The sequence below is a fragment of the Halobacteriovorax sp. BALOs_7 genome (assembly GCF_003612895.1).
In the GTDB taxonomy this organism is placed as follows: Bacteria; Bdellovibrionota; Bacteriovoracia; order Bacteriovoracales; family Bacteriovoracaceae; genus Halobacteriovorax_A; species Halobacteriovorax_A vibrionivorans.
In genome coordinates, this window is the sequence record NZ_CP027772.1 from 510,642 (window position 1) to 534,180 (window position 23,539).

24 protein-coding genes are annotated in these 23,539 nt (G+C 36.5%); 13 read left to right on the forward strand and 11 right to left on the reverse strand.

Annotation, left to right across the window (positions count from 1 at the left end):
• Nucleotide 1 precedes the first annotated feature (1 nt).
• Together BALOs_RS02485 and BALOs_RS02490 are read left to right on the forward strand one after the other, a co-directional pair.
• Nucleotides 2-661: a hypothetical protein gene (locus BALOs_RS02485; protein WP_120404183.1), complete on the forward strand. Its 660-nt coding sequence runs from the start codon at nucleotides 2-4 to the stop codon at nucleotides 659-661.
• On the forward strand, nucleotides 651-1,574 hold the full coding sequence (locus BALOs_RS02490) for a hypothetical protein (protein WP_162929501.1): 924 nt from the start codon (nucleotides 651-653) through the stop codon (nucleotides 1,572-1,574). The genes BALOs_RS02485 and BALOs_RS02490 overlap by 11 nt, the downstream gene beginning before the upstream one ends.
• A 107-nt stretch (nucleotides 1,575-1,681) precedes the next feature.
• Here BALOs_RS02490 and rpsT read toward each other — a convergent pair whose 3' ends face one another.
• Nucleotides 1,682-1,942: a 30S ribosomal protein S20 gene (rpsT, locus tag BALOs_RS02495; RefSeq protein ID WP_115361801.1), complete on the reverse strand. Its 261-nt coding sequence runs from the start codon at nucleotides 1,940-1,942 to the stop codon at nucleotides 1,682-1,684.
• A gap of 248 nt (nucleotides 1,943-2,190) precedes the next feature.
• Between rpsT and BALOs_RS02500 the strand changes: the two genes are divergently transcribed.
• The 5 genes from BALOs_RS02500 to BALOs_RS02520 all read left to right on the forward strand — a co-directional run bounded on the left by BALOs_RS02500 (nucleotide 2,191) and on the right by BALOs_RS02520 (nucleotide 6,373).
• Nucleotides 2,191-3,036, forward strand: a complete 846-nt coding sequence (locus BALOs_RS02500) for a 3-hydroxybutyryl-CoA dehydrogenase (protein ID WP_120404185.1) — start codon at nucleotides 2,191-2,193, stop codon at nucleotides 3,034-3,036.
• The gene (locus BALOs_RS02505) at nucleotides 3,026-3,817 is read left to right on the forward strand and encodes an enoyl-CoA hydratase/isomerase family protein (protein ID WP_115361797.1); all 792 of its coding nucleotides are present in this window, start codon (nucleotides 3,026-3,028) and stop codon (nucleotides 3,815-3,817) included. The genes BALOs_RS02500 and BALOs_RS02505 overlap by 11 nt, the downstream gene beginning before the upstream one ends.
• A gap of 2 nt (nucleotides 3,818-3,819) precedes the next feature.
• The gene (locus tag BALOs_RS02510; RefSeq protein WP_115361795.1) at nucleotides 3,820-4,959 is read left to right on the forward strand and encodes an acyl-CoA dehydrogenase; all 1,140 of its coding nucleotides are present in this window, start codon (nucleotides 3,820-3,822) and stop codon (nucleotides 4,957-4,959) included.
• 73 nt (nucleotides 4,960-5,032) lie between these two features.
• A complete protein-coding gene (locus tag BALOs_RS15285; RefSeq protein WP_205570967.1) occupies nucleotides 5,033-6,088 on the forward strand; it encodes a hypothetical protein in 1,056 nt (351 codons plus the stop codon).
• Between the two features lie 27 nt (nucleotides 6,089-6,115).
• Nucleotides 6,116-6,373 carry a hypothetical protein gene (locus BALOs_RS02520; RefSeq protein WP_162929502.1) on the forward strand — a complete coding sequence of 86 codons (258 nt, stop codon included), beginning with the start codon at nucleotides 6,116-6,118 and terminating at the stop codon, nucleotides 6,371-6,373.
• Here the strand turns inward: BALOs_RS02520 and BALOs_RS02525 are convergent.
• The 3 genes from BALOs_RS02525 to BALOs_RS02535 all read right to left on the reverse strand — a co-directional run bounded on the left by BALOs_RS02525 (nucleotide 6,338) and on the right by BALOs_RS02535 (nucleotide 10,040).
• The gene (locus tag BALOs_RS02525) at nucleotides 6,338-8,212 is read right to left on the reverse strand and encodes a hypothetical protein (protein ID WP_162929503.1); all 1,875 of its coding nucleotides are present in this window, start codon (nucleotides 8,210-8,212) and stop codon (nucleotides 6,338-6,340) included. The two genes, BALOs_RS02520 and BALOs_RS02525, sit on opposite strands and share 36 nt — an antisense overlap.
• Before the next feature lie 110 nt (nucleotides 8,213-8,322).
• On the reverse strand, nucleotides 8,323-8,553 hold the full coding sequence (locus tag BALOs_RS02530; RefSeq protein ID WP_115361792.1) for a ferredoxin: 231 nt from the start codon (nucleotides 8,551-8,553) through the stop codon (nucleotides 8,323-8,325).
• Nucleotides 8,554-8,576: 23 nt separating this feature from the next.
• Nucleotides 8,577-10,040: a SurA N-terminal domain-containing protein gene (locus tag BALOs_RS02535; RefSeq protein WP_120404188.1), complete on the reverse strand. Its 1,464-nt coding sequence runs from the start codon at nucleotides 10,038-10,040 to the stop codon at nucleotides 8,577-8,579.
• A 130-nt stretch (nucleotides 10,041-10,170) separates the two neighbouring features.
• On the opposite strand from BALOs_RS02535, the gene mreC reads away from it, so the two are divergent.
• The 6 genes from mreC (at nucleotide 10,171) to BALOs_RS02565 (ending at nucleotide 15,643) form a co-directional block, all read left to right on the forward strand.
• The gene (mreC, locus tag BALOs_RS02540) at nucleotides 10,171-11,061 is read left to right on the forward strand and encodes a rod shape-determining protein MreC (protein ID WP_115361788.1); all 891 of its coding nucleotides are present in this window, start codon (nucleotides 10,171-10,173) and stop codon (nucleotides 11,059-11,061) included.
• The gene (locus BALOs_RS02545; RefSeq protein WP_115361785.1) at nucleotides 11,058-11,588 is read left to right on the forward strand and encodes a hypothetical protein; all 531 of its coding nucleotides are present in this window, start codon (nucleotides 11,058-11,060) and stop codon (nucleotides 11,586-11,588) included. The genes mreC and BALOs_RS02545 overlap by 4 nt, the downstream gene beginning before the upstream one ends.
• Nucleotides 11,588-13,606 (forward strand): penicillin-binding protein 2, encoded by a 2,019-nt coding sequence (gene mrdA / locus BALOs_RS02550; RefSeq protein WP_120404189.1) that lies wholly within the window; start codon nucleotides 11,588-11,590, stop codon nucleotides 13,604-13,606. The genes BALOs_RS02545 and mrdA overlap by 1 nt, the downstream gene beginning before the upstream one ends.
• Before the next feature lie 2 nt (nucleotides 13,607-13,608).
• Nucleotides 13,609-14,721, forward strand: a complete 1,113-nt coding sequence (gene rodA, locus BALOs_RS02555; RefSeq protein ID WP_120404190.1) for a rod shape-determining protein RodA — start codon at nucleotides 13,609-13,611, stop codon at nucleotides 14,719-14,721.
• 64 nt (nucleotides 14,722-14,785) lie between these two features.
• A complete protein-coding gene (locus BALOs_RS02560; RefSeq protein WP_115361780.1) occupies nucleotides 14,786-15,079 on the forward strand; it encodes a hypothetical protein in 294 nt (97 codons plus the stop codon).
• Nucleotides 15,080-15,157: 78 nt separating this feature from the next.
• Nucleotides 15,158-15,643 (forward strand): MarR family winged helix-turn-helix transcriptional regulator, encoded by a 486-nt coding sequence (locus BALOs_RS02565; protein ID WP_115361778.1) that lies wholly within the window; start codon nucleotides 15,158-15,160, stop codon nucleotides 15,641-15,643.
• Nucleotides 15,644-15,649: 6 nt separating this feature from the next.
• Here BALOs_RS02565 and BALOs_RS02570 read toward each other — a convergent pair whose 3' ends face one another.
• The 7 genes from BALOs_RS02570 to BALOs_RS02600 form a co-directional block, all read right to left on the reverse strand.
• A complete protein-coding gene (locus BALOs_RS02570) occupies nucleotides 15,650-16,156 on the reverse strand; it encodes a rhodanese-like domain-containing protein (protein WP_115361776.1) in 507 nt (168 codons plus the stop codon).
• A 67-nt stretch (nucleotides 16,157-16,223) separates the two neighbouring features.
• Complete coding sequence (locus BALOs_RS02575) at nucleotides 16,224-17,129, reverse strand: hypothetical protein (protein ID WP_115361774.1); 906 nt, start codon at nucleotides 17,127-17,129, stop codon at nucleotides 16,224-16,226.
• Complete coding sequence (locus tag BALOs_RS02580; RefSeq protein ID WP_115361772.1) at nucleotides 17,122-17,796, reverse strand: hypothetical protein; 675 nt, start codon at nucleotides 17,794-17,796, stop codon at nucleotides 17,122-17,124. Before BALOs_RS02580 ends, BALOs_RS02575 begins: the two co-directional genes overlap by 8 nt.
• A 50-nt stretch (nucleotides 17,797-17,846) precedes the next feature.
• Nucleotides 17,847-19,157, reverse strand: a complete 1,311-nt coding sequence (locus BALOs_RS02585) for an HD domain-containing protein (RefSeq protein ID WP_115361770.1) — start codon at nucleotides 19,155-19,157, stop codon at nucleotides 17,847-17,849.
• An 18-nt stretch (nucleotides 19,158-19,175) separates the two neighbouring features.
• Entirely contained in the window at nucleotides 19,176-19,418 is a 243-nt protein-coding gene (locus BALOs_RS02590; RefSeq protein WP_158536864.1) for a glutathione S-transferase N-terminal domain-containing protein, read from the reverse strand.
• A gap of 68 nt (nucleotides 19,419-19,486) precedes the next feature.
• Nucleotides 19,487-20,437 (reverse strand): histone protein, encoded by a 951-nt coding sequence (locus BALOs_RS02595; RefSeq protein ID WP_115361766.1) that lies wholly within the window; start codon nucleotides 20,435-20,437, stop codon nucleotides 19,487-19,489.
• Between the two features lie 124 nt (nucleotides 20,438-20,561).
• The gene (locus BALOs_RS02600; RefSeq protein ID WP_115361764.1) at nucleotides 20,562-23,294 is read right to left on the reverse strand and encodes a Tad domain-containing protein; all 2,733 of its coding nucleotides are present in this window, start codon (nucleotides 23,292-23,294) and stop codon (nucleotides 20,562-20,564) included.
• Nucleotides 23,295-23,539 lie beyond the last annotated feature (245 nt).

The window sequence follows — 23,539 nt, forward strand, 5'->3', positions numbered from 1 at the left end:
TATGAGGTTTTTCGTATTAACTTGTTTAATTTTACTTTCTTCTTGTGCAGGGTATCGTTTCAGTGAGTCAAATAACCCATTTGAGGCCCAAGGAGTTAATAGTATTACAATTTTTGTTGTAAAAAATCACACTGGAATATCAGGTCTTTCTCAAATATATACTGATGAAATTGTTGAAACTCTTTCTTCTTTTAGTTCTTTAAGGGTTAGAACAGGAAAGAATTATGACAGTGATGCAATTTTACTTGCAGAGATCACTAGTCGAAAAAAAGCGGGGAAAGAAGTTACTGAAACTGGTGACACCTTAATGAATGATGAGCAGAAGAATCAATTGGGTGGAAATAGAAATGCCTTCTATCTAGCTACATCTGGAAGTTATCAATTTCAGATACAAGTGACAGTCTTTAAGAAGCCAAATAATGATGAAATTCAGTTCTATGAATCATTTTATAAAATTGACCACTCTCAATTTCCTCGTAGTATCTTTTCAAAGACTTTTAATATAAGTGATTCTTATATTATTGAAAATACAGTTGGTGGAATTGACAGTGCTGCTCCTCTTAGAAGTGTAAAGAATCGAGGTACTTTTAAGAAGTCCCTAGCTGATGGAGCAAGTGATTTCGGTGATGACTTTAGAGAGGTTCTTCTTTATGCCTTCTAAAAAGCAAAGTTTTGATATTAATAGCGTTGATCAAGTTTCAAAAGTTCTTAGTGAATTAAATGGCCTATACCATTTAGCTGTCCCAGATGAATTTATTTCAAAAATCGTTTGTGACAAATTAAAAGGTGAGACAAAGAAGATGTGGCCTAATGAGTTTAATATCGACTTTGTAGAGCAAGAGCTTCTTGCTGGAGGCGGTCTATTTGGGACTAATGGCCCTTATGTTGTTATTGATGCTCAGGATATTAAAGCTAATGCTTTTGAAGCATTTAATAATAATCGTCACTTAATTGAAGACTCAATTATCTTCATAACGAAAGGGCGCCTGCCTAAAGCTTTTCCTAAAGATATGAATGCTTTGGCCATCGCTGCACCAAAGCCATGGCATTTTGGCCAATACTTAGATATTTTTGCTAAGTACTTTGGTTTTCAAATGAATCCTCAAGTGAAGAACTTTATTGAAAAGTCAGTCCAGGATAATGTTGGTGATTATTTCAATTCATGTCATATTCTTTCTCACCATGTGGATGCAAATGGGAATATCTCTCTTGAAAAAGCCAGAGAGCTTATAAAGGTGAGAAAGTTAGATTTCTTTGATCAGACAGATCTTTTTAATCAGCAAAACTTAAAAAGGTTCTACCTCAACTTATTATTAGTGGAAGATGATTTTAGTTTATATATGGATTTCTTCCGTTCATTTCAGGGCCATATATCAAAAATTATTGACCCTAGTTATTTGGCCACTAAAAAATCCCTTAGTAAGTATGATAGGGGAATTCAGTTAGCATCTAAAAAGTGGAATTTTGAAGAGTTAATCGATATTCAGCAGAAGATGATTAATTTTGAAGTGCTGGCCAAGTCTAAAGACCTTTGGCTTAGAGATCAAATCCGTAGAGAATACCTCTGTCTCTAAAATTATAAGAAAAAATTAAGAAGTTAGTATTTTAAAAGATATAGCTACAAACACAAAAAGCGGAGATTGCTCTCCGCTTTTTATATATCAAACTATCTAATTAAAGATTAAAGCTTGTTGATTTGGTTTGCTAGTCTAGAAGTTTTTCTTCCAGCTGTGTTAGTTTTAATAACACCGTGCTTTGCTAGACGACCAAGTAGCTTTTGAGCTGTAACTAGAAGAGTTGATGCTTCTTCTTTCTTACCTGCTTCAATAGCATTTCTTACGTTCTTAACAGCTGTTTTTACAGCAGTTCTTTTTGAAGTATTTCTTTCGTTTCTAACAATTGCTTGTCTAGCTCTTTTCTTTGAAGATTTGTGGTTTGCCACAATGGACTCCTACGTTTAACTTGTTCAACATCTAATTAATAAGTCACTTTTTATAATCCGCACAATGCATTTTTGCAAGAGAAAAGTGAATATTACACATCTCTACAATAGGATTTATGGACCTAGCTCTTATTTATGATTAAATGATTCGTAGCGTCTAAGTATTTGATATATCTGAGTGAAATAGTAATTTAATGGACGATCCTTTATAATTTAGGTACTTTGAATGCCAATACAAAGGAGACACAATGATTAAACAAATTGCCGTTATAGGAGCAGGGCAGATGGGTCGAGGAATCGCTCAAGTTGCCGCTATGAATGACTATAAAGTTTTTATGTATGATATCTCAGCTGCAGGCCTTGAGTTCGGACAGAGCTTTATAAAAAAGCAATTAGAAAAAGGTGTTTCAAAAGGTAAGTGGGAACAATCATTTGTTGATTCAACGCTAGCTAACTTAAGTGCAACTTCAGAAATGAATGATCTTAAAGATTGTGACCTTTTCATTGAAGCAGCTACTGAAAATAAAGAGATAAAATTCAAAATCTTTAAGCAATTAGATGAGATTGCAAAACCTGAAGCAATCTTAGCTTCAAATACATCTTCAATTTCAATTACTGAAATTGCTGCAGCTACTTCACGTCCAGAGAAGGTTGCTGGAATGCACTTTATGAATCCAGTACCTGTAATGAAGTTAGTTGAAACAATCACTGGGCTTGAAACAAGTGCTGAAACAATTAATGCTGTTGAAGAAGCAGCAACAAAAATGGGTAAAACAGTTGTACGTGCAGATGATGTAGCAGGCTTTGCTGTTAATAGAATCCTTATGCCAATGATCAATGAAGCTTTCTACACTCTATACGAAGGAGTTGCTGAGGCTAAAGGGATCGACGATGCTATGAAGCTTGGATGTAACCAGCCAATGGGACCACTAGAGCTTGCTGACTTTATTGGACTTGATACATGTTTAGCTATTATGGAAGTTCTACATGATGGCCTAGGTGATACAAAGTATCGTCCATGCCCACTTCTTAAGAAGTATGTAACAGCTGGTCGCTTTGGTCGCAAAGTAGGGAAGGGTGTTTATGAATACTAATTTTGAAACAATTGCTTTTGAAAAGCTCGGTGAAATCGGAATTTTAAAAGTAAATCGTGAAAAGAAATATAATGCACTTAACTCACAAGTACTTCACGAGTTAAAAGATTTTTTATCTTCACTAAGTGAAGGTCATGAGCTTAAAGGGATGATCTTTACTGGAGCTGGTGACAAAGCTTTTATAGCTGGTGCAGATATTGCTGAAATGAGTGATATGACAGTTGATGAAGGGCATGACTTCTCAACTCTTGGGCAAGATGTAACGCTACTTTTTGAAAGTTTAAATATTCCAGTAATCGCTTGTGTAAATGGTTTTGCACTTGGCGGTGGTTGTGAAATGGCCATGGCATGTGACTTTATTTATGCAACGAAGACAGCAGTTTTTGGGCAGCCTGAAGTAAAACTTGGTCTTGTTCCAGGCTTTGGTGGTACACAGAGATTAGCAAAGTTAATTGGACGCAATCGCGCTAAAGAAATTATTTATAGTGGCCGTAATGTTGATATTAATGAAGCAAAAGAAATCGGGTTAGTTGTTCGTTCTTTTGATTCACAAGATGAAATGATTAGTGAGGCGATGAAGACATTGGAAGCAATTTCTAAAAACTCACCAAATGCAGTGGCCATATCAAAACAAATTATGAACGAAGGTAATGACCTGACTAATGAACAAGGTCTAGATATTGAAGCTCGCCACTTTGGCGATATCTTCTCTTCTTATGATATGAAAGAAGGAACAAAGGCCTTTGTTGAAAAAAGAAAACCAGAATTTAAGGGAGAATAATAATGATGTTAAGTGACTACCAAGAACTTAGAGACCTTGTTTCTAAATTTGCTGATAGCGAAGTAGCTCCTCTAGCGGCTTCAATTGATAAAAATGAAAAGATTCCAAGTGATCTCGTTGGTAAGCTCGGTGAGAATGGATTCCTAGGTTCATATGTTCCAGAAGAATATGGTGGAGCAGGAATGGATTATGTATCTTACTCGATCATCGTAGAAGAAATTTCTCGTGCTTGTGCTTCAACAGGGGTTTTAATCTCGGCACACACTTCACTATGTGTTTACCCAATTCTAAACTTTGGTAATGAAGAGCAAAAGAAGAAGTATCTTCCTAAGCTAGCTTCTGGTGAGCATATTGGTTGTTTCTGTCTGTCTGAGCCAAATGCTGGTACAGACGCAGGTTCTCTGACAACATTTGCTGAAGATAAAGGTGACTACTTTGAGATTAGTGGAACAAAGAACTTCATTACAAATGGTAAAGAAGCTAATATCGCAGTTGTTTTCGCTAAGACGTCAAAAACAGATAATTACAAAGGAATCTCGGCATTCATCGTTGAATGTGACTCTGAAGGTTTTGAAGTAATGAAATGTGAAGATAAGCTAGGGATCAAAGGATCATCAACAGCTCAAATCGCATTCGATAAAGTAAAAGTGCCAAAAGAGAATCTTTTAGGTGAGTATGAGAAAGGTTTCAAAATTGCGATGAATACACTAGATGGTGGACGTATCGGTATTGCTGCTCAGGCACTTGGTATTGGTGAAGCTGCATTCCGTTATGCTAAGCATTACTCAAATGAAAGAGTTCAGTTTGGTAAGCCACTTCATGCAATTCAAGCAATCCAGTTTAAGTTAGCTGATATGAGTACAAAACTTGCAGCATCACGTCTTCTTATTTGGGAAGCATCTCGTAGAAAAGATAATGGTGAAGAGTACTCATTACAATCTGCTCAGGCCAAGCTTTTTGCTGCTGAAGCTGCAATGTGGATTACGACTCAAGCTATTCAGGTTTGTGGTGGTAATGGATATACTAAAGAGTATCCGGTTGAGAGGTTCTTCCGTGATGCTAAGATTACTGAAATTTATGAAGGGACTTCAGAAATTCAAAGAGTCGTAATTGCCGCTAACGAGCTTAAGAGCTTAAAGTAGGCGTTGTTCTATTGAAAGAGAAGTGATACGGTTTTAACTTGTTATGTTAAAGAAAATCTTGGAGAAAGTAGGCATGGCCAAAAAGAAAACTACTAAGAAGAAAACTGCGAAAAAAGCGGCTAAGAAAGTAGCAAAGAAGACTACGAAGAAAAAGACTGCGAAAAAAGCGGCTACTTCTTCTGCAAAGAAGAAGGTAGCAAAGAAAACTACGAAGAAAAAGACTGCAAAAAAAGCGGCTAAGAAAGTAGCAAAGAAAACTACAAAGAAAAAGACTGCAAAAAAAGCGGCTAAGAAAGTAGCAAAGAAAACTACGAAGAAAAAGACTGCGAAAAAAGCGGCTAAAAAAGTAGCAAAGAAGACTACGAAGAAAAAGACTGCGAAAAAAGCGGCTAAAAAAGTAGCAAAGAAAACTACGAAGAAAAAGACTGCGAAAAAAGTGGCTAAAAAAGCAGCAACTTCTTCAACAAAGAAGAAGACAGCTAAAAAAGCCGCTTCTTCAGTTAAGAAGAAGGCAGAAAATAAAGTAGCAAAAAAAGCTGAAGCGACACCTAAGAAGAAAACTTCAAAAGCTAAAGCAAAGAAGGAAGAAGTAGTTGAGGCAGTTGAAGAGCAGCCGGAACTATTTACTGAAGAAGAGGTAGTTGAGGAAGTCGTTGAAGAGAAGAAGCCTGCACCAAAGGCCAAGAAGAAAACAAAAGCTGAAGAAAAGAAAGAAGCTGAAGAAGACCGTATCGAACAAGTATTTGATATGGCCGATAATTTAGATTATTTCCTAGGTGATACTGATGATTGTCTAGCTAAAGGATGTGATAATCCAGCGACAACGGCCGGTTACTGTCGTCTTCACTATATTGGTTATTGGAAAGAAATTAAAAACAAAATAACAATCCTTGAAGAAGGAATGCTACAGAAGTTTGTTCGTGAGATCACTTCTAAATATCCAGTAAAAGTTATCGACGAGGTTTTAAAAGATCTTGCTGATGATAAGTCTTTCGTTGATGTTCTTCGTGAGATGGATATTGAAGCAGATGAAAGCTTTGATGAAGTTGATGATATTGATGCTGAAGATGATCAAGACATCGCCTTCGAAACAAAGTCATCTGTTAAAGCTATTATGGATGAGGAATAGCGTCATTGTTTGCCCAAAGGCAAACTATTGGACGCTATGCCAGCTCCCCATGCAAAAGAAATTAAACTAATTCAACAAGCCGGGTTCAAGCCCGGCTTTGTTGCCTCTGGAGCAATGGGAAAGAAAACGCAAAGAAAAAGCGACACTTTAGCGAAGCTAAAGTTAGCCAAGTCCCCCGTAAAGAAAAACCGACATTTTCACGAAGTGAAAATGAGCCAAATCCCCCGTAAAGAAAAACTATCTCTTATTTTATTTCTCTTGAATATTCTCGGCGCCATCAAATAAACTAAAGATCAGTTTATTGATATCTTCCAACTCTACAGTTGTATCGTCATTAGGAGCTTCAGAGTAATCAATTCCTGCCTGAGCAAATCTCTCCCCAAGCTGATCCTCTGAATAGCCAAGTGTTGCTAAATTTACGTTCATCTCTTCATATTTCTGCTTATTTTCTTCAGATAGAAATGAATTTTTCATTTCAGCTGATAGGGAAGCGGTGTTTCGGTTTTTAACTTCTTCACCATCTTCACCAGTACTAGAAACCTCAAGAAATGATGAAATGATATTGTTATAGTGAACTAGTTTTGAAAAGTTCTCTGGTCGTGATTCAATATCTTTAGCAATCTTTGCGATTTTTTCAACATCCTGGGCATTATTAGCATCAAACTCATCACCTGTTGTTGTATGGGCTTCAATCTCTTCTCTTAAAGAAGCAAGGATGGCATCTTTCTTTGCTTGATAACGACTCTCAACTTGTTCTTTTACACCTTGAATTGTTGCAAGTTCTTGGGCCTGCGTTTCTGTATAACCTTCTTCAATTAGGATCTTTGCGATCTCTTCTGGATCGTTTTCACTATTTTTTAACTTTTCAAGAGTCGCTTCTTGTTGGACTTTTAGCTCACCTAGAAGTGCGTATTGTTCTTCTTTATCTGTTGCTAAGTATTGACTACAAGCTTCAGCATCTACAATTGCTCCGTCTTTATAGCACTCTTCCATTTTTGCAACATCTTGCTTGTGACCTTCTGATAAGGCCTCAAGGGCCTCACCTGAAGATATCGTCGTTAGAGCATTGATACTCTCGTCTTGATTCTTAGTTGAGTCATAGAATTCAACATTTTGAATTCCGGCCATTCCGGACTTCTTATCGAGTTTGGCAACGATATCATCTGTTTTAAGAAGACTTTGCTTAGCTAGTTCAATATATTGAACAACCTGGCAGGCCCTCATATTAGAGTTATCGACAATTTTTTCACATGTTTCAGTTTCATCTGCTGTAGGGTCTTTTCCCTTCTTCATGCGGTCTTCACATGAGCCAAGAATATCTGAATACTTCTTTGAACTCTTCTCTATCTCTTTCTTGGTTGAAACATCATATTTCTTATAGGTAACTTCATCTTTATTAGCACTCGAGCCAATAGCACAAATTACAGGTAGGTTTTGAATACATCGTTCCCAATTTGAATATGCACCTTTTTCGATGTCTTGCTTATTAAGACTAGCGATATTTTTGTTCTTATCTCCACTCGCTTTTTCATCACTAAAATGAATAAGGGGATATGCTGGTATTTTTGTTTCATCTATTTCTGTAGCGTATGGCCCAGTCTCAATACAATATGATGTCATTGAAGCAATAATATTTTTACCAAGTTGAGTTTTATAGAGTTCAAAGAAGGTTCTTTGATCGGCGATTTTTTCAAAGCGGCCTTTATCACTTTGATACTCACCGTAAAGGGCCTCTTCAAGGCGTTTTTGGAAAAATTCCTTCAGGCCTTTTAATCCTGCCGACTGTTTCTTTGTCGTTTCCATGGTTGTACGATAGCGTCCAGTACCTTCCTCGCCACTTTGCTCATTAACAAGCTTCATGACTTTTTCTTTAATACCTTCATCCGCTTTGATGCGATCCCATAAACAATTACTTAATTTATTGTCGCCATCTTCAAGCTTTCCATTTTGCGCATCAATTTGATAACACTCTGAATACATTTCTCGAACGCCTTCAACTTGCATAGCACTTTTAAAAAGAGGATTTTTACTACTGATAACTTGTAGATACTGGGCCTCTCCATTGTCATTTGCAAGGGCCGTTGTCAGAGACAAGAGTGTGAATAGCGTAAGAGTTTTCCTCATAACCATATTATACTACTCGGTTATTTGAGGCAGAAGCTTTAGATAAATTTAATGTGATTTTAACTAGTTAGGAGAGAGCTAAGGGTTTGAAATTGCAAAGAAAATGAGGTTTAACCATCATCTCCAATGGCCTCAACTGGGCATGCTTCAAGGGCAGAGATACATTCTTCTAATTCAGCATCGTTTGTTGGCTGGAGTTTTACGAAGGCGTGTCCTTCATCATCATTCATTTCAAAGAAGCGAGGAGCCTCCATCACGCAAGCATCACAGGCGATGCATTGGTCATCAACATAGAATTTTCCATCTACATTCTGATCAAATTTTGCGCTTTTGTCGGCCATCTCGCTTCTCCAAAAATTCTAAATTACTGTGGTAATTGAGCGTATTTATTTTGTTTAAAAGTATATTCTTTGCTTAAGTTATCTAGCAGATTTTTTATCATTTGTTGAGAACTAATATTTGTAAGACCTTCAATATTATAAGATTTTACATCTTTTTCATCAGCTGGCTTTGTCGCAACAATTGTTGTTTGTGTTGCTTCATCAAAAGTGAATAATCCGCTCTCTTTTGAGAAGATCTCAGCTGTTTGCTTCTCATCTAATGCACCTGTTGGACCGGCACCTTCAAGCTTATTAATATTTTGATCTTTAACAGTTAAGTTGTACTTTTTCTTTAAACGACTAAGAGCTTTACCGCTTCCAGCTGCATTTTTAATCTCATTAGTTGCCTTGGCCACCATATCTTTTATATCGATTTCTTTTTGTAAGATTTCTTTTGCAAGACTTCTTTCATGATTTTCAAGTTTAGCAACGACTGCATCTTTGCGATCTTGAGCATAGATAATATGATAACCATATGATGTTTTAACTGGCTCAGAGATTTCACCCTCTTTTAAAGCAAAGGCTGCTTTTTCAAATTCTGGTACCATTTGACCGCGCTTTACCCAATTAAGATCACCACCATTTTCTTTACCTTGTGGTTCTTGAGTATACTTCTTAGCAAGACGAACGAAGTTTTTAGGATTAACTTCCTTTCTAATCTTCTTTGCCTGCTTAAGAGCTTCTTCTTCATTACCTTCATCAACAGTAATAAGGATGTGTCTTGTTCTTACTTGTTCAGGTGTTGAAAGAACAGGCTTCTTTTCATTGAAAAGAGCTTCAACTTTTGACTTATTTTCTTCATTGCTTAAAAACTTAGTAATCTCTTTTTCTGAAACATTAACAAGCTTTCTAACTTCACTATGCTTTAAAGAAATAATTTTTGCATTTCTTTGGTCTTGGTATAATTCATTTAATTCGTTTTCTAGTCCTTTTGATAGAGGAACGTGTTGAACGATATTTTGTAGTCTTCTTAGGGCCACACGATCTTTCGTTTCATTCTCATAATCTTCAGGAGTGAATTTATTGTATGAAAGTAGTGCTTTATACTTTGTGATATCAAATTGCTTATTTGTTTGGAAATATGGCTGGTTTTGAATATCGTTGATAACTTCTTCATTTGAAACAACAATTCCTAGATCATCAGCAACAACAATTCTTAACTTTTGAAAAACAAGGTTTCTAATAGCATTGTCATAAACTTTATATTGAGACATTTGTTGTGATGTTAATGGTTGTCCACCATTTAGAATATTTGCGTAGAACTCAGATTGTCTTTGAACTTCAGCATTGAATTCACGAACTTTTATATCATGACCTGCAACACTTCCTATTGAATCAGGTGTACCTGTATTAAACATTGGTCCTGAAACCATAAATGAAATTACAATAATCCCGATGAAAAGAGTCAGGAATATCTGCGATGATTTTTTCTGAAAACTAGATGACATTATACCACTCCATGTAATTTTTGATTTCCGATATTATCACTTAAATAAGGTGGGTCGTAAAGATTATTGGCAGTTTAAATAATCCTGTGTACGATTTTAATATAAAAAAAATTAGCAACTTAGGATTAGAATGAAGCTGATCGCATCGGAAGGATCTCGAACCAAATTAATCATTAATCTCGTTGTCTTATCACTTGCATTTTACGGCGTGTCAAAACGTAAGGCCCCTTATAAAGAAGCCTCTATTTTCGAGAATGTAATGATGGATACACTAGCACCTCTTCAAAGAGGGATTTCCAACGCATATGGAAATGTCGCGTCTTTTTTTGAAGATTATATGCTCAATGTTAATGCGTCGAAAGAAAATGTTGCACTGAAAGAAAAAATCGGTGCCTTGAAGCAAGAAGTTTTTGCACTAAAGCAATTAGAGCAAGAAAATCGACGTTTAAGAGATATCTTAAATTTTGGAGAAAAGATAAAACATGAAATGATCTCTGCTCAGGTTGTGGCCTGGGACTCGTCGAGTGACTTTCGTGTAATTCGTATTAATAAAGGTGTTGAAGATGGTATTAAACTTCAGTCAACAGTTGTTACCTCAGAAGGTGTAGTTGGTTATGTATATCGTCTAACAGATCATTTCGCTGATATTTTAACGATCCTTGATCCAAGTAATCGCGTTGATGTTATTGTAAATCGCACAAGGTCTTATGGAATACTTGAAGGTTATTCTGGCTGGAGAACAGTGATGAAGTATGTCGTTCGTACTGATCCTGTTCGCCTAAATGATCTTGTTATTACTTCTGGTCTTGGAAATATTTATCCAAAAGGTATTCCTGTTGGAAGAATTACAAAAATTGAACGTGAAAGTTATGGGATTACTCAGCACCTTGAAGTAACTCCTGCGGTTGATTTTTCAAAGCTTGAAGAAGTTGCAGTTCTTGTAACGACGAAAGATCAAGAAAGAAAGAGAGTGGAGTGGCAAGCTCTAGAGAATAACGCTGAACAAGGAGATGACAAATGATTAAGTCATCAGATATCCCAATTCGTTTATTAATTACGGTATTAATCCTTATTGTCTTAGAGGTTTTGGCAAGTGCCTTTCTTCCTTTATTTGGACTTAATAAGTACATGATTCCATTTAATATCTTAATTGTTCTCTATGTTGGGTTTAAATTAGAAACTCCATACTTAGCTCTTATAATTCTCTCTCTTCAATTAGTTCATTCACTCTTCTCAATTGAAGGTTGGGAGTATGGGACTATTGCAGGTGTTCTTATTTGTATCGTCATTGCATATTTAAGAGATCTACTTCATTTTACAAGTAGCTTCATTACGATGCTGACAACATTTATATTTCAAATTCTTTGGTTCTTAATCAGTTCATCACTACTGTATTTAAAGTTTGATAGTTTTGATTATATTGTTCAGAAGTTTTGGCGTTTTATTCCAGAGAGTATAATTTTATCTTTATTGGCACCAGTTTTCTTCTCTTTACTTGATAAGGTATGGAAGACGAAAGGTGAAGGCCTTATGGGAAGTAATGTTTAATGTTTGCTGAAGAAGAAGTAGTTCGCTCCCATAAGACACGAGCGGATATTCTATTTACATTAATTACTTTAGCTTTTGCGATTATCTTAATTCGCCTTTGGTATTTACAGATATATCAAGGGGACCTGTTGTATCAATATTCGATTCAAAACCGCTTAAGAAAAGAGACAGTTAAAGCACCAAGGGGGATGATTTTTTCTCGTAATAATCAACTTCTTGTTGATAACGTTCCTCGTTTTGACCTCGTTATTATTCCTCAATATTTAACGAATAAGAAAGAGACTATAAAGAAGCTTTCAAAAATTCTTGAGATGGATGAGAAAGATATTTATAAAACGTTAAAGAAGTATCGTGGCCAAGCAAGATACCGTCCCGTAAGAATTAAAAAGAATATTTCAAATAAAGAAGTGGCCATTGTCGAAACTGAAAATGAAAAGCTTCCAGGTGTTCAGGTCGAAACATTTATTTCACGTGAATATCGAGATAAAGAAGTTGGCTCACACTTACTTGGCTATATTGGTGAGATCTCTCAAAACCAATTACCAAGGTATCGCAAAAGAGATAATATTGATTACAAGCTAGGTGACTTTATCGGACAAGCCGGAATTGAAGAACGTTTTGATCGCTATTTACGTGGTGAAGACGGATACCAAATTATGGAAGTCGATGCCAGAGGACGTATGCGTCGCTCAATTGGTACGAGTAATCTTTTGGCCGGTATTCAAAATAAGAAAGCTAGACCTGGTAATAATCTAAGATTAACAATCGATCGTGATATGCAAATTACTGCTTACAAGGCCCTTGAGGAAAAGGTTGGTGGGGTTGTAGCAGTAGACGTTAGAAATGGTGAAGTTTTAACAATGGTATCACGTCCTTCTTTTGACCCAGGACAATTTTCTAAAGGATTAACATCAGAGTATTGGAACTCGCTAATTAATAATCCTGATCGTCCTCTAAGAGATCGTACAATTCAGGATCACTACGCTCCAGGTTCAACTTTTAAAACTTTTACAGGAATTGCTGCTCTCGAAGAGGGAATTATAAAAGCAAAAGATGAAATAATGTGTGGCCCTCGCTTCAGGTTAGGACGTCGTACTTATAATGATTGGAAGCGATCTGGACACGGGATTACAAATCTGTATAAGTCATTACGTCGCTCTGTTGATGTTTACTATTATAAGATCGCTGTTGAACTGGATATTGATATCCTTGCAAAGTATGCTCGTATGTTCGGACTTGGTGAAAAGACAGGAATTGCTCTACCTCGCGAAACAACTGGCCTTATTCCAACTAGAGAATGGAAGGAGAAACGTTTTGGTGAGAAGTGGCAAGACGGTGAAACCGTAAGTTGTGTAATCGGTCAATCATATGTTCTTGCAACACCTCTACAATTGGCCGTCTCTTATGCTGCCATTGCAAATGGTGGGAAAGTATTTAAACCGCAAATAGTTAGAGAAGTTTTTAATAATAAAGGTGACATTATTAAAAGTTATAAAGAAGAGCTCATTCAAACGGCCGACATTAGTGAGCAAACTTTAGTCGATATCAGACAAGGCCTATACGAAGTTGCTAATCACCCAAAAGGAACAGGTTGGTGGGTACGTGGTACAGGTATAAAAATGGCCGGAAAGTCTGGTACTTCTCAAGTTATTTCAATGACGACATCAGAGCTATTTTCTAAGTGTAGTGAAAAACCATATAACCAAAGACACCACGGTCTATTTGTGGCCTTTGCACCATATGAGAATCCAAGAGTTGCAGTTGCTGCTGTTGTTGAACACGGATGTTCCGGTTCAGGAGCAGCGGGCCCAATTGTTCGAGATGTTCTTACGACTTATATGAAAAAGTATATGCCAGATCTTCATCAAATTTATGCAAAAGAAGATCGTGCCATTATGAAGAAATACTTTGCAGAAAGAAGACGTAAGAGAGAAGAAGCTCAACGATTAAAAGAAGAGAAAGAAAAGAAAGAAGAACAAGCTTCAGAGTCTGAAGAAAATGGACGCGAAGAGGATTAATAATGGATTTATCTAATATCAAAGAATTTTTTAAAAGATATGACTTCTCATTTTTTCTTTTGAGTTTTGTAATCTTTTTCTTTGGAATTCTAAACCTCTATTCTGCAACTCATGCTTCGGCCAGTACAGCTCATGCAAACTTATTTAAAGTTCAATTAGGTTGGTATGCACTTTCAATTGTTGTTGCCTTTGTTATTAGCTTTATTAATCCACAAAACCTATACCGTTTCGCTTGGCCGATCTATTTATTTAATATTCTCTTATTAGTCTTAGTACTAGTTCTCGGTCATAAGGGAATGGGGGCAAGACGATGGCTATTAATAGGGCCTATTAGAATTCAGCCTTCAGAATTTATGAAGATTTCAGTGATCTTTATTTTGGCCCGTTATTTTAGAAATTACGCTCCTGATATTGAACTTGGATTAAAGGATCTTATTAAACCTGCAATCCTTGCCATTATTCCGACTATTCTAATTGTTGTGGAGCCAGACCTTGGAACAGGACTTCTTGTTCTTCTTATATTTGCAACAATGGTTTTCTTTAGAAAACTCAAATGGAAAACACTTCTTATCTTGGGACTTGTTGGAGTTCTTAGTGGGGGAGTGATGTATCAATTTGGATTAAAAGAGTACCAGCGAAATCGTATTAAAACTTTCTTAAATCCTACGGCCGATGCTAAGGGGACAGGTTACAATGCGATCCAATCAAAGATTGCTATTGGTTCAGGAAAGATATTTGGTAAAGGTTTAAGAAAATCTTCTCAGGCTTCACTTAATTATCTTCCTGAAAATCATACTGACTTCGTTTTCTCAATCTATAATGAAGAACATGGCTTCTTTGGAGCGATACTTCTGATTGGTTTATACCTCTTTCTCTTTTTTCGATTTGTCTGGCTCTCCGTAAATGTCAGCAGGATCTTTGAATCCGTCACCATAATTGGAATTATGAGTATTTTCTTTTGGCACACCTTTATCAATATGGGGATGGTTATGGGATTACTACCGGTTGTAGGTTTACCGCTTCCTCTTATGTCATATGGTGGGTCTTCATTATTGACCTTTGGAATATGTATCGGTGTAGCGACTTCAATTTCCAATACGAGAAGGTTTTTCTAAGATCAGCTTCGATTTGGCATTAATCCTGCAACTATATTGAAGAAAGCAGCAATATGGAGCAAAAATGGCAAAGAAGTTGATCAAATTATTTACAGTTGTCTCATTACTTAGCATTTTATCGGGTTCTGTTATGGCCAATTCATTCGGTCATAATGAAGAATTTGAATTATTTGATCGATTGAAAACTGATATGTGGCAGATGGGCCTTGACTTTGAATATGTCCAAACGGCCGATCTTAACTCACCAACCCATGGAATGATGCAAGATGGTGAAATTCAGCAAGAAGTTGCTCAGCAAATGTCTGCTGTAAAATCAGTACCTTATGATCTTATCCATGCCTTTGAAAGATCGTTCTAAAAACGTATTTAAATTTAGTACTAATATTTGACTATGGAGAAATGATCTCGCTACAATATTGCTGTAGCGAGGTATGAAATGAAAAACGTTTCAGCAATTGGTAGTCTCCTTAAGAGAATCTATCGCATTTATAGTAATCATATTTTATCTTATCTTCAGGATAAGGGTTTTACTGATCTAAGACCTAGTTTCCTCGAGATTCTTATTTATACATGTGAAAATGAAGGCCCAACAATTAAAGAGATTGGTGCAGCTTGTGGTTTAAAGAAACAAACTATGACAAGCCATCTCAATGAATTACAAAAACGTGGCTACATTATTCGCAAGTCTTCAGAAGTTGATAAGCGTGAGCAAAGAGTTTATCTGACGGAGTACGGTGAGAAGTTTAAGTTTTCACTTTATGACGTATTAGAGCTAATCGAGAATAATTATTCAAGACGTATTGGTGAAGTTGAACTTGAGCGAATTTTATCGACTCTCGATAATATGCACGACAAGCTTAATAACGTGGAAAGGGATACACTTGAATCTCGTATCCAATTAAATCTTTCTCTCGATTTCTAGACGTATTTAGGCAACTTTCAAAACAACAGAACCCTGATTTGCTGGCCAAAACTTATAGCCACCAGAGATGTTATTAACGTTGAAGAATCCTTTCTTAACTAGCTTTTCACAAGCTTGTATAGACTTAAGGCCGTCTTCACTAATAACGAGAATTGGTGTTGTTTTGTTTGTGATCTCAACATAGCGGTGATCTAATTCTTCGTAAGGAATGTGAATTGCACCTTCTAATTCAATTGGTTTGTCATAACCTTTAGAAGTGATATCAAGAAGAATATAATCCATATCCTTATCTTCATAAATTTCAAGTGCGCGACGAGGTGAGAGATCGTTATATGGAAGTCCCATTAAGATCATATTATCATCAATGAATTCACCATTTTTGACACGAATTAAGTGATTTCTTTGTAATGCAACTGAGAAATCTAGTTTCTCATCTACCTTTGCAAGGTTACGTTCAATATTAGTAAGCCTTGTATTGATAAAATCTAGCATTTGAAAGTATTTTAAATCCACGAAATCCTCCTCATTCTACCAACCATTTCGGTTAAAAAACCTTAAAGATGAGAGAATGAGGCCGTGGCTAGAAGAGCGGGTAAAAATTTCCGTAATAGATATTCCCAGTGATAACCGTTGTTAAGAAGCATGATGTGAAGAGAATCGCACCCTCATAAATTCCATAACCGAGTTCAACATTAAGTTTTTTCTCTTCTGTTTCATCTTTCTTAACCTGAAGGTCATCTTGAATTGAGAAGACCCAAATAAGGCCCTTTCTAATAATTGGAATAATGATAATAGAAAGTAGAATTTTTAGGATTACCTGAATCGTATACCATTTAATATCTTGTAATGAATGGTCTAATGCTGAAGATATAATAATGCATAAACCTAAAATAAAGCCCATATAAGAAATTGCAACCGCCAAGCTTTTTTGAACTAGGAGTCGATTAAACGAGAGCTTGGATATGATCTGAAATGTCTTTGAACAAAAGCCGATGAGAACAATGGCAAATAGCCAGAGAAAAACGGTCATAATAAGAGAACTATTTGAAACCTTAATAACAGTCTTTAGAATATAGGCTAATGAAATAGAATGAGAAAAACAAATGATTGCATAAGCATAGTTCTTACGCCTAAGAACTTCATCTGCGTATTCAAAGTTGTACAAAACAATACTCTCTAAAATATATAGAGAAGCAAGGTAGAGAATGATGACCATAATCGATTCAAGAAATAATTGTCCAAGAGCGAAGTAAACTCCATCAGATACATTAATGACAATATTTGAATAGATAATTCCAATACCGATGATTCGACCAAAGAGATGTATAGTATCTGTTGAATTTTTAGATGGAGCAAATTTCTTAAGAATTTGATGCTTTATTGAAGGATAGAGAATAAGGTGCGCTTGCTTATAAATATAAACAATAAAGCAAATAAGGAGCGCAAATATAACTCGAATAATTAATTTATCATAAAGCTCATTCATTCTTGAGGTCCCATTTAGGTATTTTTGTATATTTCTTTAAAATATCTTTGAAGTTAGTTTCTCTTTTGACATTCTTCTTTAACTTGTAATTTTCTTGAGTCACTTTTCCATCTGTTCCAAACTCATCATTTAGTCCGTAGAAAGGAGTATCAAGTTTTTCTAAAGCTATCATTTTTCGATAGAAGCTGTAAGTTGGTGTAAAGTCTCCCCAGCGAAAGATCATAGGAAAGTTTTTGTATGTTCGATGAAAGCGCCATACTTTTTGACCAGAGCCTGAAGTTCTCCATGTACCATATGCAGGGGAACCAATGTAGATTGAACCGGGAGGTAGGGGAACTGTTGAGATTTCACCGTTTTCAAATCTTCTAAAAAGAGACATCCCAATATTTTTCTTATTCTCAAGATGAAAGTCTCTTGAGATTCTAATATTATATCTTTGAGGTGCTTTAAAGGCGTGAATGATTTGATATTGATGATAATAAGTTTTAATTAGTGCACCTGTAGAGAATTCTTTTTCAAGAATTACTGAAATTGGGGAGCCTTTAAAAATAGAGGCAAAAGCATTTGCATTCGGAATATAGATTGTCTTCTTCTCAGAGGGAGAGAAGCTCTTAGAGATTCCTAAATAGAGCAAAATTAATAGCACATAAAGTGAAAACTTATTCATATCCTCTTATTATAGACGAGGATGAAGAGTTAAGTAAAAACTTTCAAAGATTAATTTGCAGAAATTATTTTATTAATTTCGTCTAAATTAGCTTTGCTTAGCATCCCAAGGTCACAGTGGAGGCGATTAATAGCATGTGACTTTTGAAATTTGTGGAAAAGATCCGTCGCTTCATTGATATCGAAGTATTCTGTACGTCCACCCATCTTTGAATTTCTTACTACTTTCATCGTGTATTCGTTATTATTTGGCTTATCTGCTGCATAATACTTCGATAGACGGCCAGTTGAAGAAGAGCGGATGACTTCAATATTTAAGGATTCTAAGTACTTTTGAACTTCCTCTAATGTCTTTAGTTGTGAACTATTAAAGGATTCAAAAATCTTTTCTGGAGTTTGGTTGTTAACAATGGCCTTCGCATAAGGATTGTTTGAATGACGAAGAACCTTCATTAGATGGTAATCATCGTGTTCAATATATTTTTCAATATCAGCAGGGATTAAATACTCATATGGTGAAGTTTTAAAATATCTTTGTAGAAGCTTTTCAAGACAAACAGCGCGGTAGTGGAAGTAAACCATAATAAACATGTGGTAGCGGCTTAGTAAGAAGTCATCAAATGTGATAACTGCTCTTTCCGAAATACCTAAGCTTGCTTTTCCATCGATAATAGCTGGTTCGAGATTATCAAGTAACCAGTCAAGATCGTAGGAACCGTAGCTAACTCCGCAGAAGTAGCTATCTCTTAAAAGGTAGTCCATTCGGTCACAATCAAGTTCACTTGAAACAAGTTGATGTAGAAGTGGGAAGTAGCTAATACCATTTATTGTGAAATATTCGTGGTCGCTTGTTTCTCCGCGAATTAAGTCTGCTATATACTTTCTTTCAACGCCAAATGTTTTCTCAACTTCTCTTAAACTATGTGCAAGAGAACTATCAGCAATGGCCTTGATAGTGTAGTCTTCGTGTGTTGCTTGACGATCACTATTAAGGTCTCTTGCAACAAGGTATTCTTTTGGAATCTTTAGGTCTTTAAGCTTTGGCATCACAACTTCTGTTGAGTGACTTAAAGGTGCGTGTCCAATATCATGTAGAAGACATGCTAGCTTAAAAGTTTCTTTGATTCTTAAATGTTCTTTTGTGAGTTCAACACCTTTGAAAAGACGGTCAAATGACATCTCTCCAACTCTCATTACACCGATTGAGTGAATGAAGCGAGTATGAGTGGCACCTGGAAAAATATATTCAGAAAAGCCAAGTTGTTTAATATTGCGAAGACGTTGAAAAAAGTCTGCACGAATAATTGGTTCTTCTTCTTTTAAAATATGGATTGATCCATGTACCGGGTCTCTAACTTCCATTTGGATTTAACCTCAAGCTTATTTTAGTTTTTCTTTGTTTTGCGTTAACCAGTTGATGATATCTCGCGACTCAAACATTGGTTCTCCATCAATGTATAAGCAAGGAACTGTACGTCGTCCTGTAGTCTTAATATGCCTTTCTAGAGCTGATGTGTCATTCATTATATCGCAATAAGTTAGATTAATATCTAGTTCTTTCACTGCCTGAAGGACAATTTGGCAAAAAGGACATGAGTCGTAATAGTATAGTTCTAGTTTCATAATTTTATCCCAAACAGAAAAAGCGGCCGAAGCCGCTTTTATCATTTTATAATCGATGTAAATAAATCTTAATATAAATCGTCTTTATCTTCATCAGATGTTTCTAGGCCAAGTGCATAGCGCTCATCTTCATCTAGATCATCTGCTGATACTTCCTCTTCTGGAGAGTCAAAAGCATCGTTATAACCCCAACCAAAACTCATATCATCTTTTTCGTCTTGCTCATCATCTGGATTATATTCTTCTTGAAGATTTGGGCCTGGATCGTTGTAATTTTCAGCCGCTTCAAGAGCAACGCTTCCTTCAGCTTCCTCAATCGTTTCAACTTTTGCTTCTTCGGCTTCAGCTAGTTTATCTTCAATTTCATATTCTTTAAGTGAATCTGCTAATTGAGCTTCTAGTTCAGCTTTATGCTCAGCTTTGTATTTAGCAATGGCCTCTTCACGAGAAAGTGCTGCTGCCGCTTCTCTTTCTGCTTTTGTTTGTTTTTTCTTTGGAGAAGCTTTTGTTGCTTTTTTAGCAGTCTTTTTCTTCGTCGTTTTCTTCGTTGCTTTTTTTGCTACTTTTTTCTTTGTTGCTTTCTTTGTCGTTTTTTTGGCAACTTTTTTCTTAGCTGTTTTTTTCTTTGTCGCTTTTTTAGCTACTTTCTTTGCAGTTTTTTTCTTTGTCGCTTTTTTAGCTACTTTTTTTGCAGTTTTTTTCTTAGTAGCTTTTTTGGCTACTTTCTTTGCAGTTTTTTTCTTAGTAGCTTTTTTGGCTACCTTTTTCTTGGCCGTTTTTTTCTTTGTTGCTTTCTTTGTAGTTTTTTTGGCAACTTTTTTCTTGGCCGTTTTTTTCTTCGTTGCTTTCTTTGTAGTTTTTTTGGCAACTTTTTTCTTTGCTGTTTTTTTCTTTGTCGCTTTCTTAGCTACTTTTTTTGCAGTTTTTTTCTTAGTAGCTTTTTTAGCTACTTTCTTTGCAGTTTTTTTCTTTGTAGCTTTTTTGGCTACCTTTTTCTTGGCCGCTTTCTTCTTTGCCATTATTTACCTCGCGATAAAGTTTTAGAATCGACCCTAGTATATAAAAGAAATTTAAATTTTCGCAAGCTATTTTTGTTGACTTTAGGTCAATAGAGGCCATTTTAAGGGCAAATAGGAAATTTTGTTAAAAGAATAAGTCACTACCAAATTCACTAAGCTGTTCTCTTGGCAGTAGATTGTAAATAGTATCTGCTCCTGTCTTGATATCTTCAGGAGTACGCGGTGTTTCACCTTCTGGTGAGAAGCCCCTTTGAGACTCCAGGTAATTTGAAACATTATTCCCATAGCCGACATCTGTGCTAGAAATCGAGTCGAGACTTATTAACTTTGTAGAGTAGGCATTACGTCGCTGGTTACGGTCACGTCCTGATAGAGGATTTGATGAACGGCCATTATTTTCTGAACCATAATCCTTTCCTGGTGAGTATCCAGTTCTCATTAAATTATTATTGAGGAGTGGTGTTGGACCCTGTGCGTTGTTGTTTTGTCTATATGACGTTATATAGAACAAGCTTGAGCTTCCTCGAAAATTGTTTAAGTACTCACCAATTGTTGTTATTAGAGGAGCGGTATTACAATTATCTTCTGATGGTGGCTGGTCTTCACCTAATATAAAATAGCTAAAGCGAGAGGCGATACTTTGTTTTTGGCAATTTCCAAAAGGTCCACCAATTGTTCCAGTTGAGACATCGCTAGGATCGCCATCTGTATCTTCATTGAAGATGGCCTTTGAAGCGGCAACATAGGCATCTGCTTCTTGAGCAGGAGTTTCTCTTACTTTTTGAGCATAGGCTTGTAGTGCCTTACGATAAACAATAACTGAATCCTTTAGGCCTTCAATATAGCTGTAAAGTACTCCCTTTACATTAGACTGGTCTTTAAAGAGAAGGTTTGCGTGAAATAGCGGAGCAAAATATCCTATCGTTTCATTATCTCGGTTAAAGTAGCGATGTGTTGAGTAGTGTTCAGCATCATCATCTGTCTCAAGCTCAAGAAGTGTTGGAACCATATAATTTAGAACGTCATAATTGGTAGGAGATCTTACATTCTTATAACTCTCAATTAGATCCTGAGCTGAAACACCGGCCTGCATCCCAGTATAATTAGGTATATTTCTTCTTAGGTCTTCGTATTGTTGTCTTGTGAAAAGCCCTGCTGTTACTGGCGCTGGACTATTGAGATCTGTATTATATGGGAGGTTTTGAAGCCTTCCATCGTTTGTTGTTTCAGAGTTGAGATTATAAATCATATTGGGAAGAGTGAACTTCGTATCGACATTTGAAGGAACACCACCAATTGCAATATCGGAAGAGCTTACATCTAAGAAGAAATCATTTGAAGCGGGAAGTGGTAGCCCCTGAACTTTGGCCCCATCTTCAAGTCTTGGGTCATTTGTAGTACTAAAGCCCATAATATAATCGGTACTACGTGAGCCTCCGCTATTGTCACTTCTTGGAATATTGTAGCTGGACTCAGAATATTCAGAGCCTGGTGCAACTAGTGCTGGCCCTATTCTTCCACCAAAAGGCTTAGCAGCAGCATAAGCGGCCATCTCAATTGGTTTTCCAAATGGGTTTAAAAGACCTGTGTATTGAGCTTTTGCTTTTACTGCATAGTAAGTGACAACACGAGGGTTCTTGTAAAACCCTAGAATATAGCCAGGAACAGGAAAGGCCGTCTTAGTTGAAGCACATGAGGCTTCAGCGGCCGTTCCACTACTATCAGATACACCTAGAGTCGAAAGTGCTTCTGTCGTTGGTGCAAAAGTTGTAAAGAATGTTGAGAAATTCATCACCATTGGGATGAGGTCAAGATATCTCTTGGCCGAAACAACCGTTTCTCCATTCGTATACGATGCATCGTTTGGAATTAAGAAATTCGATAGGGATTGTGGAGAAGGGTTATAAGTATCTGGTGCTAACTCGTAGAGAACAAATGTATTGGCAAAAGCGGTATTATTTTTAAAAACTCCACCGGAGATATTTTTCATGGCGGCCATATATGCTTTTAGTGGCCGATCATTCATTGGAATCCCCATTGATTGATTTTCATTATTAAGTACTTCCGGGTTAAGGCAGCCGGGGGCTCCGCCACCACCACAAATACCTTCTGTTACAGGAGGACGGTTAACAATCATTTCAAGATTTCTCATGCGAAGGGCCAGTTCCATCGATTGAATCCATGATCCCGTACGATCTGCTGCTGCTATAGGAATATCGTTTTGTGAAACACCCGCAGCAAAAGCATAATTCTTTGCTGCCGAGAAATTATAAGTTGAACGAACCATACAGTTCTTTGCTTTTAAATCAACAAAGGCACTCATCGTCGCTTCAAATTCTTCACTAACGTCAGGAATACCTGCAACATGAAATCGTGGAAGTCCTGGGATCTGATAAATAGTACAAAGGTTTTCATTATTTTCAGAACCGAAGTGAAGACATATTGATGGAATATTATAATGGTCGCCTTGAATACCACTACTGAATCCCGCTCCCGTCTCGTCAAATCGTTTAAGGGCAAAGTTCATCTGGTTTCCACCAGTAGTTTCATGAGTGTTCTCATTGGCCAGTTGACCGAGAACATAATACTTAAACATCCATTCCTTATAAGTATTTCTCATTTCCCAATTGAGGTAGGCGATATTGCTGAGCTGTCTTGCTTGAGCGGCCGCTCCTGACCATGCAGCAGAGTCAACTGCATTTTGCATATTGATCTTTGCTTTTACGAATAATCCAACATTAACCACAAAGGCTATAAATGAGAAAATTGCTACAAGGGTAACACCAAAGAAGACACTAATCTGTCCCTTCCTATTTTTAATTACTTGTGAATGATGCTTATTTTTTGCTTGTGTCATAATGCCTTAATTTTGCTGGTAACTTAATGCTACCGAAAGTGTCGTTTATGCGTCAATTCATATGAACACTTTCTATTTTCAGTTAGTTGCACTGAGTTATCTTGGCATTGAACTTGTATCTATTAAGGGTACCAAGGATATGGTGCCTGATCCCTGGATGTAGAACGTTGGTACAGGCAAGGCTAACCACCTTACTTTGGCCTTTCGGTCATTCTTTAAGTCCTTATTTCAGGGGCTTATCACTA